Below are 18,416 nucleotides of genomic sequence, written 5' to 3'. Positions count from 1 at the left end.
CAACTGGGCCGCGCCGTCAGGGTCTGGGCCCCGAGGCCCGCTCCTCCACGAAACCGGCGCTGATTATGCCTGTCGGAATGGCCACCAGCGCCACGCCCAGCAACGCGATCACCGCGCCGATCACCTGCCCGACGGGCGTCACCGGATACACGTCCCCGTATCCAACCGTCGTGATAGTCGCCACCGCCCACCACAACGCGGCGAAGGCCGAATCGAAAAGTTCCGGCTGCGAACGGTTCTCGGCGTAGTACTCCAACACCGACGCGACGATCATCAACAGCACAACCACCGAAATTGACGAGGCGAGCGAAGGAGCCGACTTCCTGAGCACCCGCCCCACCGTCGCAAGCCCTTCGAAGTACCGTCCGAGCTTGAACACCCGAGCCAGGCGAACCAAACGCAACACCCGAAGAATCCGCAGATCCACCAGCATCAACGTGGCCAAGTAGAACGGCAGGATGGATACCAGGTCAATGACGGCCATACCGGACCGCACATAGCGGAACCTCGCCAAGGCGGGACTCGAATCGGGATAGAGAAGATCCGCTGTCCACAGTCTCAACAAGTACTCAACGCTGAAGATGCCCACAGAGACAACTTCCACGACCCTTGACGCCGCAGCCAACGTCGCCGGCTGCTGCCTCATGGTGTCCAAGAGCACAAAAACCACGTTCACAAGAATCAGCGCAGACATCGAAACACTGAAGATCCTGCCTGCGGCTGTGTCAGGGCGATCCTTGATCACGGAATACACCAGGCGTTTCACGGTCAGATGCTACTGCCATGGCGTGTGCCAAATCGGGATGGGATGCTTTACGGATGCCAAAGCCGCGCAAGACGCTTGGGGCCGTCGACTCGCCGTACATCGTCTCCCTGATGCGACTGATCGAGACGCAGAGCAAGCCGACGCTGATGAGCTGGTGCCTGGATTACGCCGAGGTTCGCATCTTGCCGATCTACGAGCGGCGCCGTCCCGGCGACAGCCGGCCCGCGCACGCCATAGCCGCCTCCCGCGCCTGGATAGCGGGACAGCTCAAACTGCCCGAAGTCAAGAAGATCATCCTCGGCGAGTGCCACGCGGCGGCCCGCGAGTTGGACTCCGATACGGCGGCTCAGGCCGCCGCCCGCGCGATTGGCCAAGCGGCCGGCTCGATCCACGCCCCGACTCACTCCCTCGGGATGGCGTTCTACGGCGCCGCAGCCGTCGCGTACGACCAGGTGGGCCTGGACCAGGCCGCCGACGTCTACGACGGCATCGCCGCGCGGGAATGCGCCAAGATGGAAGCGGCCCTCCGATCAATCGCCGTGGAGAACGAGCCAAACCCCGCCAAGATCAACTGGAACTGCTAGGTCAAGCGAGCCGATCGGGTTGGCGTTGGTAGACGAACCCGAGCGGGGTCGTGATGGTCGTTATCCCGGTCTCCGGGTCGCGCCCGTAATCCCAGCCGAAATGCGTCTTCAATTCGTGGCATCCCTTGGTCAAGTGCTGCAGGTTGGCGAGAACCGTCTGGTCCTCGGCCGGGGACGACGGGTCGTAGGGGTCTATGTGGTCGACCTCGCAACCAGCGTGTTTGCGCCCGCAGGCCGGGTTCGCGCAGGTGGGTTGACGCACCGCCAGCCACCGGCGCAGCCGCGCGCCGGGCGAGTAAGCGTTGTTCGCCTCCACCTCCATGGGCCAGTCTTTCGCCTCGCCCCACGGGTTGACGCCGACCGCCGCCATCGCAGACTCCGATCCCGTGCCCGGCGGGGAGCTTCCGCCCCCTTCCCCGCCGCAACAGCAACCGCTGTGGGCTTGATCGCCGTTGGTCCCACAGGCGTGTTCGAGACCCGCCTCCGGACCGTTCTGAGGCGGCCCCGCACCAGCCCTCTGTCCGGAGACCGCCCCGAACACCATTCCAGCCCGGAATCTCCTCTCCGACTGCCACACAGGGCGCCCCGACGCCGGGTCCACGAAAAGCCCCCGCCAGGTCGCGTCCTTCGCGATCGCACGGCCGACTTCTGCGGGAACCGGCCCGACGCCGAGAATCAAACCCGCTCTGTTGTCCAGCCCCAGCAGGGTCGTGGCGTCCATCCGCACGAGCACCTCGCACCGGGGCATCCGACCACCGGCAGGCGGGCGCCGCCTCGAGTTCGCTCCCCCTTCCGACCCGGTTTCGTCGCCCCCAACCGGATCAGCACCGGGTGAGCCGCCCGCCCCGGCCGCCTGCTCTAGAAAACACCCAACGAATGCGTCGTAGCGGCGCTGGTCGGCGGTCCTTGGGTCTCCCGGTCCACCGGCCCGTGCCGCAGCGCCGACCAGCTCTATGATCCGACTCAGCTCATGCGCGGCCCCGAAGACTGTGATCACGCCCATCGCGGCCGAACGCGACCGAAAACGGATGCTCCGCTCCAGATACGCGACCTCATGGGCGTGCGACAAGCCAGCCGGGTCCAGGTCTGTCGCCAACTGCTCGCAACCCTCCTGAATCCGGGGGCGGCTCTGCCCCTGGGCGGCCAGCGCCGCTCCGTGGGCCAGCACCCGGCGCTGATTGGCGGGGTCCTCCAAGCGCTCGGCGGCCCTCAGAATCGCGTTTCCGGCGCTGACCCCAAGAACCCCGGCAGCTAAAGCGTCGCCGATCGCCGGCTCATCCAAGCCAGCCTGCCCAACCCGGGCCGCCATGTGCGCCGCGTACGAGGTCAAACCCGCCACGAGCGCCGCTTCTGCGATCAGGGACCGCGGCGGGCTGACCCCGGCCTCATCCGCCCGCTCCTCCGCGTCCCGGCACGCCTTCGCCAGAGTCAGAGCCCCCTGCCCCGCGCACCACCGCGATTGCGCCTCCCATAGCCCCACCAACCGAATGCGGTCACGCTGCGAGACCTCATCCATGTCCGCGACCCTGGCCAACACCATTGCGGCCTGCGGACCCGGCCCAAAGGACGCGGCCAAATCCAACAACTCCGACGCGTCCAGACCCTCCCACCAGCAGGAACACCAACCAAGCTCATGCGCCTCGCACACGCCCGCCCGTGGGTCCCCCACCGGATCCGCCGGGAACCCCGACCAGTCGTCAAGCCGCGCCATCGCCATGCCAACAACCCTAGAACCCACCCCTGACACTCTAATGACCAGCCAAAACATCCCAAACCAGCCCAAACCGCAACGAGCCGAGGGGCGGTTGGGCGACCAAACGGCATCGGGCGCCGAAGCCCGAACCCGTCGGTCACCGGTCGGGGAGGCCGCCCGCCAGAAGGCTCCAAACGCGGTACACGTCCGCCTCGCCCAGAGGACCGGCGGCGCGGATGACGGCGGACAGCTTGTCCCACCACAGCGCGCGCACGCCTTTGGTCTTGATCGCGCCGCCGAACAAGGGCCAGTCGGCGTCGACAAAACAGAGCGCGCCGAAGACCGGGGCGCCCTCCCCGTGTTGGTCAAGAATGCCCTGCACAATGCCGACCTGTTTCAGCACACCGTCGACCAATTTGGTGCAGTCCCGGCCCCCAACAGTCAGTTTCTCAACCCGCGGCGACAGGATGCCGCCCTCGACACGCAGCGCCGGCCGGCCCTTGTACCGCTTGGCGTCCACCACCCAGACCCCGCTGCCGGCGACAACGATGTGGTCTATGTTCGCCGTCGAACGCGGAATCCGCCGATCATGCAGCACCCTGAACAGCGGTCCGGCCGCTTGGTTCATGCGTTTGCCCAGCACCTCCTCGCCGGTCGCGCCGGTGCTCCAGGCGGCGGTCGACTGCGGGTCGTCGCTGATCGCCAACAGGAAACCGCCGATCTTCGGGTGGGCGGTCCGGACACGGTCTTCGCGCTTCTTGTGCCGGCGTTCGAACTCCTGGCGCGCCGAACGCCCCGGATCGCCGATGACGTACACGTCGGCTGGGAGCGCCGGAGCGGGTTCATCCTTCGCTTTTGGGGCGGGGTCTTGGGCGCTTGGGACCGGATCCGGCGCACGTGGCGCCAGGCTGGCGGTCTCCGCGCCTTCCGTCTCCGCTCCCCCGGCGCCCGCGCATTCCAGGCAGAGCACCGTCTTGGAGGCGGGTTCGTAGACCGCCCGTGTCTTGGCGGCCAGCTCCTGGCCGCAGAGCCGACATTGGCCGGCGTAGCGCAGCCGCATTTCCTTTGGCGGGGGCGGGCCCGCAGTCGGTTCGTCGGCCATGGCCTTCTCCTAACTGAATCCGGACGGGGACAACAGCCACGTTACCCGCGCCTTACGCGGGCAGCGAAACGGGCCCTTCGAGGGGCATGGATCGGCGGCACCCGTGGTTGTATGGCAACGTGACGATAACTCAACAGGCACCTGCCTTGAACGCCCTCGACCGGTGCGATCGCTGCGGCGCGCGAGCCTACTTCCGGGTCGGCCTCATGTCCGGCGAATTGCTCTTCTGCGGCCATCACGGACGCGAGCTGCGGCCTGCCCTTGAGAAGCAGGCCATCAGCATTGACGACTTCACCGACCAAATCCCCGGCGTCGACTAGGCGCAGCCCGAGCACCGAAGGCCAAAAGCGCTCCGGATCCGAAAGGGTCCGGAGCGCTTTTCATTTGACAGGCCGCCCAAAGGCGAACTAATGTACGATGCCGCTCGGTCCCGCCAGCGCACCGTCTGAAACTGGTACCGTCCCCGTTTACGTCCCCGTTTAGGGGAACAAGTCCGGTGCCGTCAGCTCGTTCGGCAGCGGGTACGGGTTGAACGTGCAGCCGTTCAGGCCCTTCGACTGTTGCATCATCAGCGGCGCGACCCGGCCGGGTCCGGGGCAACTCGAGTGGTTGTGGTGGCCCAGCCAGTGGCCCACCTCGTGGTTGACGACCATCATGCGGTACTGGTCGAGGGGGACCTCGTCCATGACGCCGGGCGGCGCCGACTCGAGCCAACGCACTTCGTTGATGATGATGTTGCGGCCGATAGAGCAGGACAGGCCTGTCGAGCAGATGCTTGAGAAACTGGGCACCTGGGAGTCCTCGACCAGCCAGATGGTGATAAGGCCGCCGCTGTCCACCCGTTTGAACTCAACGCCGGCTCCCGGCCAGCCCAGCGGGTCGCTTAGGTAGCGCGCCACCTGCGTCGCGAAGTCCTCCAGGTCGGCGCTGACGGCGCCCCTTGACGCGATCTCATAAGTTACGGTCGCCCGCACGGGAACCGCTGGCGCGGGCGGGGCTGAGGAAGGGGAAGGCACGGGCGGGGACGGCGACGGCGGAGACCAATCCCCCGCCCGCACCGCCGACTGGTCCAAGAACCCGCTCTTCGCCGGACTCGGACCGGCCGGGCTCGGGCTGGTTGAAGGGGACGAGGTGGCCACTCGCGCCAGCCAGTCGGCCCCGGAAGGCCCCCACACGTTGGCGGCGCCCCAGACGACCAGCACCAGCGCCACTCCAGCCACCACGCCGAGCCCAGCCGAGCGCCGCACGGCCGTCCGCGCGGCGCTATCCCGCCCGGAGCCCTTGTCTCGGTGCAACCCCGACTGCCGTTTGGTCACTCAGTCAAGATAATCGCGCAGCACCTGCGAGCGCGAGGGGTGACGCAGTTTGGACATGGTTTTGGACTCGATCTGCCGGATCCGCTCGCGGGTGACCCCGTAGACTTTGCCGATCTCGTCCAGGGTTTTCGGCTGGCCGTCGGTCAGCCCGAACCGCATGGACACCACGCCGGCCTCCCTCTCCGAGAGGGTGTCCAGCACCGCGTGCAGTTGCTCCTGCAAAAGGGTGAAGCTGACCGCCTCGGCGGGCACAACCGCCTCCGAGTCCTCGATCAAGTCGCCGAATTCGCTGTCCCCGTCCTCCCCCAAAGGCGTGTGCAGTGAAATGGGCTCGCGGCCGTATTTCTGCACTTCGGCGACCTTTTCCGGGGTCATGTCGAGCTCGCGCCCCAGTTCCTCCGGAGTGGGCTCCCGCCCCAGGTCTTGGAGCAGCTGGCGCTGCACGCGGGCGAGCTTGTTGATGACCTCCACCATGTGCACCGGGATGCGGATGGTCCGCGCCTGATCCGCCATGGCGCGGGTGATCGCCTGGCGAATCCACCACGTCGCGTAGGTCGAGAACTTGAAGCCTTTGGTGTAGTCGAACTTCTCGACCGCCCGGATCAGCCCCAGGTTCCCCTCCTGGATCAGGTCCAGGAACAGCATGCCCCGGCCCGTGTACCGCTTCGCCAGCGAGACCACCAAACGCAGGTTCGCCTCCAGCAGGTGGTTCTTGGCCCGCCGGCCGTCGTTCGCCAGCCATTCAAGTTCGCGCCTCAGCTTCGGCTCCAGCCCGGACTCCGTCGCCAGCTTCTCCTCCGCGAACAGTCCGGCCTCGATGCGTTTGGCCAGTTCGACCTCTTGTTCCGCGTTGAGGAGCGCGACCTTGCCGATCTGTTTGAGGTAGTCCTTGACCGGGTCCGCTGTGGCCCCGGCCACCTGGACCTGGACCGCCGGCGCGTCGTCCTCGTCCGAGTCGGAGAACACGAATCCCCGGGCGTCCTCCTCCTCTTCTTCCTCCACAGCCGCGAGCGCTTCCTCTGGCGCGTCCGCCGGCGGGCCTTCCAGCTCCGGTTCGGCTTCGGGTTCGTCCCCGTCTTCCGGCAGGTCGGCCGCGCGTTTGGCCGCGGCGGCCTTGGCCGTGGTCCTTCTTGGCGCCCGCGTCCGTTTGGCCGGGGTTTGTTCAGCCGTGTCCGATGCCGTCGCCACCGCCTCTTCCTCGGCCGCCGTCGGGGCCGGGGCAGGCTTTTCGGCCTTGGCCTTGCGGGCGGGCGCTTTGGCGGCGGGAACCTTCGCCGCGGGGGCCTTGGCGGCGGTCCGCGTCCGCGCCGCCGGCTTGCTGGGTGTTGTCTTGGTCGAGGCGCGGCTGGAGCTCCGCGCCGAATCGGTTGGTTGGGCGGCTTCAGTCGAAGATGCTGTTGTAGCCTTCGCCACGTACCCACTCCTTATCCTCATAACAGCGGCCGGACCAGGCCGACCCTACGTTGCAATCGACGCCGTGGCCGACCCTCGGCATAGTCGAACGGAGGCGTCGACAGCCTGAACGAAGGAAGGGGAGGCACACGGAATCCCGGTAAGTATAACGACAGTGCCAGCCGGTTTGTTTCACTTGACACGGCGTCGAAGAGGAAATCTGGGCGGGAGCCCGCCCGTCAGGCCGCCAAGCGTTGGAGGGCGGCCGGGAAGATCTCGCGTTCAAGCACGGCCAAGACCAGGGCCGCCAGCTGGGGGCAGTCGTGGCAGTCCATGGCCGCCCGCGCCCATTCCTCCGCCGCCGGACCGTTGCCGCACCACCAGTGCCAGGTGGCGCCCAGCGCGTAGACGGCGCCCCGGCGGCGGGGCGTCAGATGGGAGGCGACCTGGGTCAACAGGTCCAGGCTCGCGTCCGCCAGGTCTTGGTCAACTCCGCGCGAAGCCCACGGGTCGAACAGGGCGGAGGCGTCCCCGCCGCACACGATCCGCTTGGGCGCCTCGCCCGCCCCGACGAAGGCGCTGGCCATGACCGCGTCCCGGGCGACCTGGTCGGCCAGCAGCGCGGCCAGCCGGCCCAATTGCGACGGCGGCACCGCCGCGCCGGGCCGTTGGAGGAGACGCCGCTGCCAACGCGCCCACACCTCCAGGCCCGCCAGGCGCCAGCCCCGCAGTTGCTCCGGCCCCAAGGCCAGGGTCTGATCGCGGGCGCGGAGCTGCGCCGCCCGGGCCGCCTTGCGGGCCGCCTCGGGCGCCAGTTCGATCCGCGCCAGGTCCTCCCGCCTGGCTTTGGGCGCCAGCCCCGCCAGCGCGAGGGTGGCGGCGGCCCGCGTCGATTGCAGGTCCTGGGGCCCGAAGACGGGCCCGATCCGCCGCCGGGCGGCCGGGTCCAGCTCCTGATGGGCTTCGCCCATGACGTCCCAGCAGCCGATCACGGGCAGCCGCTCCCCGAGAACGTCCGCCCAGACCCAGAACGCCTCGTCCTCCTCGACCGCCTCCGCGCCGGGAGGGGCGTAGCGGACCAGGAACGAGGCGCGCGCCCCGGACTGGCGCAGCCAATCGGCGCGGCCGGCGGCGAGTTCCCGCAGAACGTCGCGGTCGGCGCGCAGGCGGTCAAGGCGCACCACCACGCCCAGCCGTCCCCGAGGAGGATGCACGGCGCCCACGACAATGCTGTCCTGGGGCGTGAATCCGATGTGGGCGGGCAAGAGCGCAACGACGTCAAGGCCGCTGGCCTTCTCTAATAGGTAAGTTGGCGTGTTCACCCCAACACCCTGGCGGCCGAGCGGCAGCCTCACCCGCCCGGTGCCCGCAAGCCTGTGGACAAGCGGTTATCGGCGCGCGTCCAGCCCCGCCTCCCGGCAGATCGCCTCCGTCACCGCCGAAGAGTTGAGGGTGTAGAAGTGGATCCCCGGAGCGCCCCGCTCCAGCAGTTCGCCCACCAGTTTGACGGACCAGTCCACGCCGATCCGATCCACTTCCTCCGCGCCGCCCGCCCCGGCCACGCGCTCGGCCAACGCGGCCGGCAGCGGGCCGCCGGAGAACAACTCCAGCTTCTCGCGCCGGGCCGTGCCCGTCACCGGCATGATGCCCGGGATGATCGGCAGCGTGGCGCCGGCGCGGGTCATCCGCTCCACCATCCGCGAATAGGCGTCCGCGTCGAAAAGGACCTGCGAAAGCGCGAAGTCGGCGCCGGACTTTTGTTTGAGGGCCAACACGACGGCATCGTGCTCCAAGGAAGCCGCCGAGGGGTGCCCAAACGGAAACGCCGCCACGCCGATCGGGGCGGGCGACAACTCCCGGATCAACTCGACCAACTGGTAGGCGTACGTGAGTCCGTCGGCGACCGGCCGCCAAGGGGCGGACGGCCCCCCTTGGGGGTCGCCGCGCAAAGCCATGAAGCCGTCCACGCCGCCGGCCAGGAAATCCCCCACCACCTGCGCCAACTCCGAGCGGGAATGGCCGGCCAGCGTCAGATGGGCGAGGCGCGGAGCCGAAGTCGCCCCGGCCAGACGCCCGGTCGCCCTGAGCGACGCCGCCTGGCGGCTCGAGCCGTCCGCGCCGCCGCCCGCGCCGTACGTCACCGAGACGAAATCCGGCCGGAGAACCTCCAGCCGCGCGGCGCGTTCCAGCAACGGCCCGAACGTCACCCCGTCCCTAGGCGGGTAAAACTCGAATGACACCGACGGCGAGGCGGACCGGATGGCGTCGAGGATTGGCACCCCGACAACCTACCGGGCCCGGCGCCGCCGCCGCCAAATCCTTCCAGCATTTGGGATAACGTCCTGTGACGCAACACACAGCTAGGCTAGAACACGTGGTGGGGGCATACCGCGTGGACCAGTTCGTCAAACAGGCGGAGTACGAACGCGACCTCCACCTGGCGCAAACCCTCAAGAGCCTGGCCATGTACGGCCCGCTGCCCATGATGGGGTATGACGGCGTCAACCACGCCCGCACCGGCTCCAACCTGGTGGTGACCAGGCTCATGGGGGTGTCCTACCTGGTCCACGGAGGGCCGGGGGCCGGCGCCCTCCTGACGCCCCACCGCATGGCCCTGATGGCCACCGCCCATGAGATGTTCCAGGACGCCGCCCTGGTCCACGACGACCTCATGGACCGCTCCGCCACCCGCCGCGGGCGGAGTTCGTTGCACCGTTATTACGCCGGGGTTCACCACGACTCGAATTGGCTGGGCGAACCGGCGCGCATGGGCCGTTGCCTGGCGCTGATGATTGGCGACTGCCTGCTGGCCGCCTCCGGGGACTTGTTCTACCAAGCGCTTGACGGCGTGGGCGGCGAAATGGTCGACTACCTGGTCTCGTTGCACCAACTGACCCGTGTCGAACAGCTGATGGGCCAGTCGCTCGACACGATCCTCCCTTACATGCCCGGCATGGACGACCCGGAAAAGGTCATCCAAAACGCGCTCGACACCATCCGGACCAAGACGGCCCGCTACCTGGCCGGCACGCCGCTGGCGTTCGGCGCGGCGGGCGCCGGAGCGCCCAGAGCCGAAGTGGACACCATGATGGGGGTCGGACTGCTGCTCGGCGAGGCCTACCAGCTCAAAGACGACCTGATCGGGGCGCTCGGCGACCCGGAGGTGTCCGGCAAACCCGTCGGCCAAGACCTGGTCGACGGGAAACGGACGGTCCTGGTCGGCCTGACCATGCGACTGCTCGACCCGAAAGACCGGCGGGCCTTCACCGGGGCGCTCCTGCGCGGAGACGCCCCGCCGGTGGGGGCCAGGGTCCGCCATCTGCAGGGGATCATCCAATCCTCCGGCGCCGTGGACCAACTGGAGCAAATGATCCAAGACCGCCGCAACCAGGCGTTCGAAGCCCTCGAATCCTCGACCTTGGACCCCAAGGGCCGCGAAACCGTCCGCGAAATAGCGGATTGGTTCCTCGCCCCGGCGCGTGCGTAGGCTCTTCGAGGCCACACGCCGTAGACTCGCGCACGTGACATCCACCCCGTCGGATCCAATGCTCGGCCAGATCATAGACGGCCGCTACCGGATCGACGCGCGGCTGGCGCGGGGCGGGATGGCCACGGTCTACCAGGCGACCGACATGCGGCTGGACCGTCCCGTGGCGGTCAAGATCCTCCACCCGCATTTGGCCGAAGGCCCCCGGTTCGTGGACCGGTTCCGCCGCGAGGCGCGCGCCGCCGCTCGGTTGATCGACCCGGGGATTGTCTCCGTCCACGACCAAGGGACGTGGGGCGAGGCGCCCTACCTCGTCATGGAACTGGTCGACGGGCCGAACTTGCGCACCCTGATGCTCTCCTCCGGCCTCCCGAGCGTGGGGAAGGCCTTGGACTTCACCATCCAGGTGCTCCAGGCCCTGGCCGTGGCCCACACCGCCGGCTTTGTCCACCGCGACATCAAGCCGGAGAACATCCTGATCACCCGCTCCGGGCAGGTCAAAGTCGCCGACTTCGGCCTGGCCCGGGCCGTCTCCGAAGTCACCGCCGCCTCCTCCGGCGTGGTGCTGGGCACCGTCGCCTATCTCTCCCCCGAGTTGATCGCCGAGGGCGTGGCCGACAAACGCGCCGACGTCTACGCCGTGGGCGTGGTCTTGTTCGAATTGCTGACCGGCACCCAGCCCTTTGTCGCGGACGCGCCCATCCAGGTCGCCTTCCAGCACGTCCACGCCGAGTTCCCCCCGCCCTCCAGCCGGGTCGGCTGGCTCCCCCAAGAGATCGACTCCCTGGTTTTGGCCTTCACCGCCAAGGACCCGGCCCACCGCCCCGAGGACGCCACCGCCGGGTTGGCGCTGATCCGGGCGGTGCGCGCCGGGCTGCCCCCCGAAATCGCGGAACGCGTCCCCGAAGCGGCGGTGGTCCCGCCCCTCGAGGAAGGCGAATTCGAGCAGTTGCCCGATGCCGTCGCCGCGCCCCCAGCCCCCGACAACGCCGGCGCCGCGCCCGGTCCTGTGGACGATTCCACCGACCCGGTGCCCACCGCGCCGCCGGGTTCCGGCACGGGCGGCACCCAGGCGCTGCCGCTCGCCAAGATTCCCCCGACGATCCCCCCCGTCATCCCCCCGGCGGCGAGGGGTGTGCCGGGGCGGCGGAGACGGCATCGGGCGCTGTGGTTTGTGCTGGCCGCTCTGCTGGTGCTGGGCGGCGGGGCCGGCGGGACCCTCTACTGGTACTTCGAGCACGGGCCGGGTTCGCTGGTGGCGGTGCCCCGCCTGGAGGGGCTGCCCCAAGCGGACGCGGACGCGGCCCTGAAGGCGCGGGACCTGGCGGCGAAGGTGGCGACCGACTTCTCCGACGAGGTCGCCGAGGGGGTTGTCATCAGCGCCTCGCGCGAGGAGGGCGCCAGGGTCAAGCCGGGCACCATTGTGGACCTGGTGGTCTCAAAGGGCGTGCGGGAGGCGACCGTGCCGGAGACCGGGATCGTGGGGCAGTCGGCGGCGGACGCCCAGGCCGAACTGTCCGCGGCCGGGCTCGACGGGAAGGTGACCGAGGACGGCGTCTACCACACGACCATCCCCGAAGGGGTTGTGATAGAGGTGACGCCCAACGGCGGCGCGACCGTGCCGCACCACGAGCCGATCACTCTGACGGTCAGCAAGGGACCCGAGCCGGTGGTGGTGCCGGACCTGCGGGGGAAGACGCTCGACCAGGCGTTGGAGGCCGTGGCCGAATTGGAGTTGACGGTGGAGCCGGGCGACCCGGAATACTCCGAAGAAGTGGCAGAGGGCCTGATCATCAGCCAAGAGCCCGGGGCCCAGGGGGACAGCTTCCGCGGTCGCACCGTCACGGTGATCGTGTCCCGTGGAATGCCCCCGGTCGAAGTGCCCAAGGTCACCGGCCTGACGTACGAGGCCGCGGTCGCGGCGCTGGAGCAACGCGGCCTGTTGGCGGTCAAGCGGGTGCCGATCGGCCAGTTCCTGAACATTGTCCAGGCCCAGGACCCCGAGCCGGGCAAGACCGTCCCGAAGGGGTCCACGGTCACACTGACCGTGGTCTGACGCGGCCCCGCTGTTGGGTCGTGGCCCAGGTCATGCGCTAGGCTCGTGCCCTGGTGTTCTTGGCCGCGCCCGCGGAATGGAACGCCTTGACGGGCTGTGGCGCAGTTTGGTAGCGCACTTGACTGGGGGTCAAGGGGTCGTGGGTTCAAATCCCGCCAGCCCGACCGGTGGATGACTTTTAGCTCGTACATTTGTGGGCCTGTTTTCCGTGTTCTTTCACTCTTGCCTTGGGCGGTTCGGCGTGTGCGGGCAATACTTGCAGCCCCTGGGCGGCGACCGTGGCCTCCCAGCCGGGGGCGTCGCGCGCGGCGGCGGTGGCCATGGCCCCGCCGCGCGGGCTGGCCAGGAGCCTGGCCTCGGGGGCGTTGCCCGCGGCGAGCCGGCGGAGCGCGGGGTCCAACGCCTCCAGGATGGGGACGGCCCGGGCCTTGCGGCTCTTGGCCTGCTTGGCGACCAGGCCGCCCGCTTGGGCAAACGCGGCTTGTCCGCGAACGAACTCGTGGACTCGGTAGTGTCGTTCGATGGGCTCTTGCTCCACCTGACCCGGGCGCACCCCTGCACCATCCAGCAAGGCCAAGGCCGCAGGTCAGCAACGCTGATGTGGTCGGGCGCGGCAACAGATCCGGATAGGCCATACCTCTTGGGCGTCGAATCGCTCGAAGGGGTGCACCGCCGAATCGAGGAACGAGTTGGCGCTTCTCCTCGGGCCTTTCCGGATCGCCCGCAAGCGGGTGCCAAACAACTGGCGAGGATCCCCATCAAGTGCGAGAACCGGCCGCCCCAATGGTAAGACCGCGGCTGAACGACAGCGGGTGCCGGCCCCGGATTCCGCCCGCCACGAGGCTGTGCGGAGGATCGAGCAGGCGCGCGAGCCAGGCGGGTGGGCGAGGGCTCGCGAGCCTCTCGCGCTTCGATGGCGTTCGCCACAGGCTCAGCCGTGGAGCCATTTCTGCGGGAACCGGGGCTCCGCAGGAGGCGGGGATGGAGTGTCAGGCTTGGAAATGGGCGATCGGCGCCCAATAGAACGGGTTCGCCATGATCTCCGGACTTGACCGGCGAATGCGTTCGACAGCGCCGTGGACCGCACTGGGGACCCGTGCGACGGCTTCCGCGTCGGCCTGCCCGAGTTCGCGGTGGACAGCTTCGGCCACCTTGATGGCCGCTGCCCCGGCGACGCCTGTCAAAGCGCCGACCACGCTGCGGAAACCAGCGGCCTCCAACGCTCCCACCAGGTTCAACGCCTCATCGGGGACCGTCTCGACTTCCGTGCCGGAGTCGCAGGCCAACGTCACCGCGAGCCGGGCGTCGGCCAAACCGACCCCGGCCAGCCGCGCCAACGACAAAACCCCATCGGCCAGGTTCACGCCGGACTCGAACGGCCGTTCCCGGTCGCGGTGGCCGTGGGCGGCAAGGTGGAGCACCTGGTGTCCCGGCAACGCCTCCAGGAACCTTCCGATCAGCGCCCCAGTCCCCACCAGGCTGGTCACCGGGATCTCGGACGCCCTGCCCACGGTTTCGGCCTCGGCGGCTATCATCGCCGAGTCGCCCGACGGAGCGGGGCATTCCTCGCCGTCAGCGCGGTCGACGGCGGCCAGCAGGAGCCGGACCGGGCCAACCTCCTCGCGGCGGCTTAGCTTGGCCAGGTCCGCGACACGCCGCAGATACGACGACACAGCCAGGGACGGCATGTTGCGCTGGTCGTCGGGAGGCCAGGTCTCAGCTTGACGCGCGTTGCGGGGGTAAATCCCCGCGGCGTGCCACGGGAGCCCGGCGAGGTCGCCGACCGGCTGCCACCACACGCGCCCCACAGCCGGGGCGGCCGTCCGCGTCTGTCCGGCGCCTCCCTCGGGGAGGTCCGCGCCGATCCTCGCGACCACCGGCCCCGCGACATGCCGCCACAGGGATCCCAAGAGGTCCAAGAACGACCTCCTGGCGGCGACGGGTGCCACCAGCGCCCGGCCCTGCGCCGAGCGGTGCAAACCGAGCCACGCCCGGATCTCTTCCCGGCCGGCACCCAACGCGATCGCCTCGCGGCGGTCGTCCGGGCCGGCCAGGACAGCGACCATGCGGTCCACGCTGGTCGAATGGGCCAACGTCACAACCCACCCCTCCGGTGCGAACGCCTCGTACAACCCGAGATCGAGCACCGCCGGGGGCTCGCCCCGGTCCATGGCGCGGGCGGCCCGGTGCCTTGCCAAAATGTCGCCCGAAGTCGGCCTGGCCTCCGAGCCAGACGAGTCAGCCACCGCTGACCCGTCGTCGCCGGGCGAGCTGCGGAGCACAAGAAGGCTCCCCTCGAACACACCGAAGACTGCGGCCTTGCGTTCACGCTCGGTCAAACCCGCCTCCTCGGCATCCCCGGGGGTCGCCGCCAACTGCGCCCACACCACCGACTTCGCCACGTCGGCCCACGCCAGCGAACGGGCGAAGTCTCCCGCCTCGGCCGCGCACACGACCCCGTCACCGATCACCGCCGCCACATCGGCCGCGACCGCGAGACGCTCCGGGACCGAAAGGCCCCGCCAAACGGTCTGCGGGACCAAACCGGCCGCTTGGCCGTAGGCTTCCACCGCCTCGTCCGCCAAGCCATCGGCCTGCGCCCAATACGCCCACCGGGCGGCCTGCTCGAACCGCTCGTGGGCGCGGGCCACCGGCAGGGCGGTCGCGTCCCGCTGAAGAGCCCGCGCCGCGTCGGCCAGCCCGCGGTCGTCCGAGCCTGCGGCTTTGAGGCGCATCGCGAGCGCGAGGTTCGACATCACTTGCAAACGGTCCGGGTCGTCGGCTCCAACCATGCCGAGCGCTTCTCTTCCCAACGCGATCGCCTTCTCCAAACTGTGTGATGGGCGGGTGTCGAGGCCGGCCTCCGCCCGCATCCGCCACACGTCTGCGGCGTTCGACAACCGCATCGCCCGGTCCCGTGCGCCGGCCGGGCTGGCGCCGATCGACTGTTCCATCCACGAGACGGCCTCTTCCATCATGCCTGCGTCGTCTCCGACGACCGCCCGCTGGGCCAGAGCCAAACCCAGGTTCATCGCGTATCCAGCCCACAGGCTTGTCCTGTCTCTAGAGCTGTCGACCGCCATACGGTAGTACCCGAGCGCTTCGTCCAAATCCGCCAGGCGCCGCGTCGCGCCGAACCGTTCGGCCAAGGCGTTCGCCACCGTGGTGGCGAAGTCCGGGCGGGAGGGCGAGCCTGGGGTCACACGAGCCAGGATGCGTTTGCCGAGGCGGACCGAATGGCCGAGGTCGGCGACGTCTCCCGTCTCCCCGAACCGTTCCCGCAGCGCCTGGGCCAGATTCGACCAGCGTTCTTCTGTTCTGCCGTAGGCCGGGTCGTCCTCCGCCAGGGCCTGCTCGTACAGGTCGATGGCGACGTCCAGGTCGTCCAAGCTCAGGTATTCCTCGTACCGGTCGGACATCAGCACGGCCAGGTTCGTCAGCCGGCGGGCTTTGTCCGGGTCGCCCGGCTTTGTCCCATCGACCGCCTCCTGTGCCAAACCGAGCGCGCTGTCCAGGTCCCCGCGGTCGCCGAAACACCGGAACCTGTCCCGGTAGGCGTTCGCCGCCGTGGCCAGGACCGCAGGCCGCAGGCCGGTGTCCTCCGGCACGACCGCGATCTCAGACTCGGCGACCGCGACCGCCTCGTCTAGGGTTTCCCGCCGGGCCGACACGTCGGCGTCGGCAGCGTCGCGCAACGTGGCCGAGAGGTCGATCACGGCCATCGACCGTGCCGCGCTGCCCGCGACGGCGGCGTCGACAGCGGTCCGGAACAGGCTTACGGCGCTGACAAGGCCGCCGGGCTCGCCTGACTGCAACGCGAGTTCCCGCACCGCAGTACCCGCGCAGGTGAACACGTGGCAGCGGTCCGGGCTGCCCGGTTTCAACGCGCCGACGGCGGTCGCCACGAGGTCCGACGCGATGCGGAGATCCACCAACCGGCCCGTCTGGAAGTAGCGCGCCCGGTACGCCAGCATCAAGTTCCCGCAATAGCCCGCGAAGTCCTTGTGTTCTGGACCGATGCCGCAAAGCCCCTCCTCGAGGAGGGCTATGCCGTCGTCGAGGTCCGCCGCGGCGCGCGTCGCGGCGTTCAACGCCACAAGGGAGTTCCCGAGCAGGATCAACCGCATGGGATGCTCCGGGGATTCCGGGTCGCCGTCCGCGACGGCTCGGCGCGCGAACTCCACAGCCCGTCCGATGTCCCTTTCGGGGACGTCGCTTCTGCCCAGGGCAACCGATATGTCCGCCTCGATCGTCGCCCTCTGCTCGCCGGTTAGGTTCGTGCACTCCAACGCCTCGCGCAAGAGCGCGAGGGCGTCTAGCCGGTCCGCCGGATTTCCGAACAAGTCGAAGCGGGCCGCCAGTGCGCCGGCCAAGTTGGTGGCGATGTCGCTCCTGAGCGTGCTGTCGTCGACCTCGATAACGGCCTCGCCAGACGCCGGGTTGTCGGCGAACTCCAACGCCGACCTGAGCGTGTCGACACAGCGGGCCAAGACGGCCTCGTCGGACGTCATCTCCCACCACGCCCACAGGGTTATGGCCAAGTCAGCCATCAGGCCGGCCCGCTCCGGGGCGTTCTTCCCCAGTTCGGCGATGACGCTTTCCGCAACCTCGGCCGACTCCGCCAGGATCCCGTGATCTTCGTCGGCCACACCCACGTCAGACAACAGGTCGGCTAGATGCCAAGCGACCACCGATCGGTCTGGGTCGTCGGCCCCCAACTCGGCCAGGATCTGGCGCACGTCGTTGACAGTGTACGGCTCCTCGCCGGCGACGCTCACACGGGACTCTCTCCGGGGATCCGGTGCCCGGAGGCGCCGGTCATGCTCCCACCCAGAACAAGCACAGCGAAGCGGCCAAACCCAACACGGCGGCCAACCCGGCCCACCAGTGCGAACGGCGCAGCCGCAACATCCCTATCCCGGCTTCGTCCACTAGGTACTGCTCGAAACTCAAATGCGAGTCCACGATCTCGCGGAGGCCGACCAAATCGGTTTTCATCCTGACTTCCGAAGACATCGACATCCACAACGCCCCGCCCGCGCAAGCCATCGCCGCGCCCAGCAGCGACGTCAGCACCACCCGCCACACGAGCGCCGCCTCCTGATCCGCCAGAAGCGAAGCGGCCGCCACCGCGAGGGCTCCCAATCCGGTGAGCAACAAGACATACCCGTTCCGCCACACCCGCACCGCGTTGGCCAGGCGCGCCGGCGCATCCGAGGCGAACCTGGCCCACGCCTCCTGGTCCCGGCCCGTCGGGCGCGGCCCGCCTAGAGCCGGGGTCGGGGCGGGCGCGTCCGGGAGATCATCGGACGGCCCGTTCACGCCGGCTCCCCGTCGAGTTCAAGCGAAAAAGTGGCGCCACACCCGCCGCCGGCCGCCTCCAAGCCGCAGTCGCAGGCGAAGTCCGCGTAGCCAGGCGGCTCCGCCGCCGCCCCGCCTCGCATCCCGAACACGATCAACGAGACCGGACGGGTCTGGCTCAGCGAATGCCCGCAACGCGGGCAAGGGCCGTCGTAGCGGGCCGCCCGCCCGTAATCCGCCAAGCGGCTGTGCAGACGCGCCGCGCCTTCCCGGACTAGCCCTTCCGCGATCTCGTCCAACCCTCGGTCGACATCAGACATCGTTGCCCTTCCCCGCCATTGAAACCATCGGCTGTTGCCTCCCGAATCCTATCGGGGCCCGCGTCGGCAAGCGGGGGTGCCTTGACATCGCGACCGCCGGGCTGCTCTTCGAGTCGCTCACCGTCCACGACATTCGCGCTTACGCGGAGGCGTGCGACGCGACCGCGTTCCATTACCGGTCCCATGACAGCCGCGACGAGGTGGACTGCATTCTAGAGACCGCCTCCGGAGAGTGGGCCGGTTTCGAGGTCACGCTGGGCTCCGACAGCGCCATCGACGAGTTATGTTGAGTTCACATAACTCGTCTGATGTGAGGTTCTTCGTTATGTGAAGTGGCGGGCGTTGGGGCTGGTGGGGGCCTCGCGGAGGGTTTGGGTCTTCGCATAATCGGGGTGGTTC

Annotated in this window: 16 protein-coding genes and 1 tRNA gene; 6 read left to right on the top strand and 11 right to left on the bottom strand. The window is 69.0% G+C overall.

Features of this window, described 5'->3' with window-relative positions:
• Positions 1-16: 16 nt before the first annotated feature.
• Positions 17-766 carry an ion transporter gene (locus LBC97_01455; protein MDR2564727.1) on the bottom strand — a complete coding sequence of 250 codons (750 nt, stop codon included), beginning with the start codon at positions 764-766 and terminating at the stop codon, positions 17-19.
• Positions 767-819: 53 nt separating this feature from the next.
• Here LBC97_01455 and LBC97_01450 point away from each other — a divergent pair, with 53 nt between their 5' ends.
• Positions 820-1,350 (top strand): hypothetical protein, encoded by a 531-nt coding sequence (locus LBC97_01450; GenBank protein ID MDR2564726.1) that lies wholly within the window; start codon positions 820-822, stop codon positions 1,348-1,350.
• A 1-nt stretch (position 1,351) separates the two neighbouring features.
• On the opposite strand, the gene LBC97_01445 is transcribed toward LBC97_01450, so the two are convergent.
• Together LBC97_01445 and LBC97_01440 are read right to left on the bottom strand one after the other, a co-directional pair.
• Entirely contained in the window at positions 1,352-3,088 is a 1,737-nt protein-coding gene (locus tag LBC97_01445; GenBank protein ID MDR2564725.1) for an HNH endonuclease, read from the bottom strand.
• A gap of 112 nt (positions 3,089-3,200) precedes the next feature.
• The gene (locus LBC97_01440; GenBank protein MDR2564724.1) at positions 3,201-4,145 is read right to left on the bottom strand and encodes an NERD domain-containing protein; all 945 of its coding nucleotides are present in this window, start codon (positions 4,143-4,145) and stop codon (positions 3,201-3,203) included.
• Positions 4,146-4,264: 119 nt separating this feature from the next.
• On the opposite strand from LBC97_01440, the gene LBC97_01435 reads away from it, so the two are divergent.
• A complete protein-coding gene (locus tag LBC97_01435) occupies positions 4,265-4,465 on the top strand; it encodes a hypothetical protein (GenBank protein MDR2564723.1) in 201 nt (66 codons plus the stop codon).
• A gap of 159 nt (positions 4,466-4,624) precedes the next feature.
• Here the strand turns inward: LBC97_01435 and LBC97_01430 are convergent, their stop codons facing one another.
• From LBC97_01430 to LBC97_01415, 4 genes are all read right to left on the bottom strand, one after another.
• Positions 4,625-5,461 carry a DUF3152 domain-containing protein gene (locus LBC97_01430; protein ID MDR2564722.1) on the bottom strand — a complete coding sequence of 279 codons (837 nt, stop codon included), beginning with the start codon at positions 5,459-5,461 and terminating at the stop codon, positions 4,625-4,627.
• Positions 5,462-6,895 (bottom strand): RNA polymerase sigma factor, encoded by a 1,434-nt coding sequence (locus LBC97_01425; GenBank protein MDR2564721.1) that lies wholly within the window; start codon positions 6,893-6,895, stop codon positions 5,462-5,464. It abuts the gene before it with no gap.
• Positions 6,896-7,092: 197 nt separating this feature from the next.
• Positions 7,093-8,175, bottom strand: a complete 1,083-nt coding sequence (locus LBC97_01420; GenBank protein ID MDR2564720.1) for a DUF4192 domain-containing protein — start codon at positions 8,173-8,175, stop codon at positions 7,093-7,095.
• A 66-nt stretch (positions 8,176-8,241) separates the two neighbouring features.
• A complete protein-coding gene (locus LBC97_01415; GenBank protein ID MDR2564719.1) occupies positions 8,242-9,132 on the bottom strand; it encodes a methylenetetrahydrofolate reductase in 891 nt (296 codons plus the stop codon).
• Between the two features lie 95 nt (positions 9,133-9,227).
• On the opposite strand from LBC97_01415, the gene LBC97_01410 reads away from it, so the two are divergent.
• The 3 genes from LBC97_01410 (at position 9,228) to LBC97_01400 (ending at position 12,560) form a co-directional block, all read left to right on the top strand.
• Positions 9,228-10,340, top strand: a complete 1,113-nt coding sequence (locus LBC97_01410; protein MDR2564718.1) for a polyprenyl synthetase family protein — start codon at positions 9,228-9,230, stop codon at positions 10,338-10,340.
• 34 nt (positions 10,341-10,374) lie between these two features.
• Positions 10,375-12,396 carry a PASTA domain-containing protein gene (locus LBC97_01405; GenBank protein ID MDR2564717.1) on the top strand — a complete coding sequence of 674 codons (2,022 nt, stop codon included), beginning with the start codon at positions 10,375-10,377 and terminating at the stop codon, positions 12,394-12,396.
• A 90-nt stretch (positions 12,397-12,486) separates the two neighbouring features.
• Positions 12,487-12,560: transfer RNA gene (locus LBC97_01400), tRNA-Pro, on the top strand.
• Positions 12,561-12,574: 14 nt separating this feature from the next.
• Here LBC97_01400 and LBC97_01395 read toward each other — a convergent pair.
• From LBC97_01395 to LBC97_01380, 4 genes are all read right to left on the bottom strand, one after another.
• The gene (locus tag LBC97_01395; protein MDR2564716.1) at positions 12,575-12,949 is read right to left on the bottom strand and encodes a hypothetical protein; all 375 of its coding nucleotides are present in this window, start codon (positions 12,947-12,949) and stop codon (positions 12,575-12,577) included.
• A gap of 436 nt (positions 12,950-13,385) precedes the next feature.
• Positions 13,386-17,174, bottom strand: coding sequence for a CHAT domain-containing protein (locus tag LBC97_01390; GenBank protein MDR2564715.1), 3,789 nt, complete (start codon positions 17,172-17,174; stop codon positions 13,386-13,388).
• Between the two features lie 40 nt (positions 17,175-17,214).
• Positions 17,215-17,718 carry a hypothetical protein gene (locus LBC97_01385; GenBank protein MDR2564714.1) on the bottom strand — a complete coding sequence of 168 codons (504 nt, stop codon included), beginning with the start codon at positions 17,716-17,718 and terminating at the stop codon, positions 17,215-17,217.
• A complete protein-coding gene (locus tag LBC97_01380) occupies positions 17,715-18,017 on the bottom strand; it encodes a hypothetical protein (GenBank protein MDR2564713.1) in 303 nt (100 codons plus the stop codon). The genes LBC97_01385 and LBC97_01380 overlap by 4 nt, the downstream gene beginning before the upstream one ends.
• Before the next feature lie 2 nt (positions 18,018-18,019).
• Between LBC97_01380 and LBC97_01375 the strand changes: the two genes are divergently transcribed.
• Positions 18,020-18,307 carry a DUF4143 domain-containing protein gene (locus LBC97_01375; GenBank protein ID MDR2564712.1) on the top strand — a complete coding sequence of 96 codons (288 nt, stop codon included), beginning with the start codon at positions 18,020-18,022 and terminating at the stop codon, positions 18,305-18,307.
• The last annotated feature ends 109 nt before the right edge of the window (positions 18,308-18,416 follow it).

Source organism: Bifidobacteriaceae bacterium, assembly GCA_031281585.1.
Lineage (GTDB): Bacteria > Actinomycetota > Actinomycetes > Actinomycetales > WQXJ01 > JAIRTF01.
This window is presented reverse-complemented; position numbering and strand designations above follow the sequence as displayed.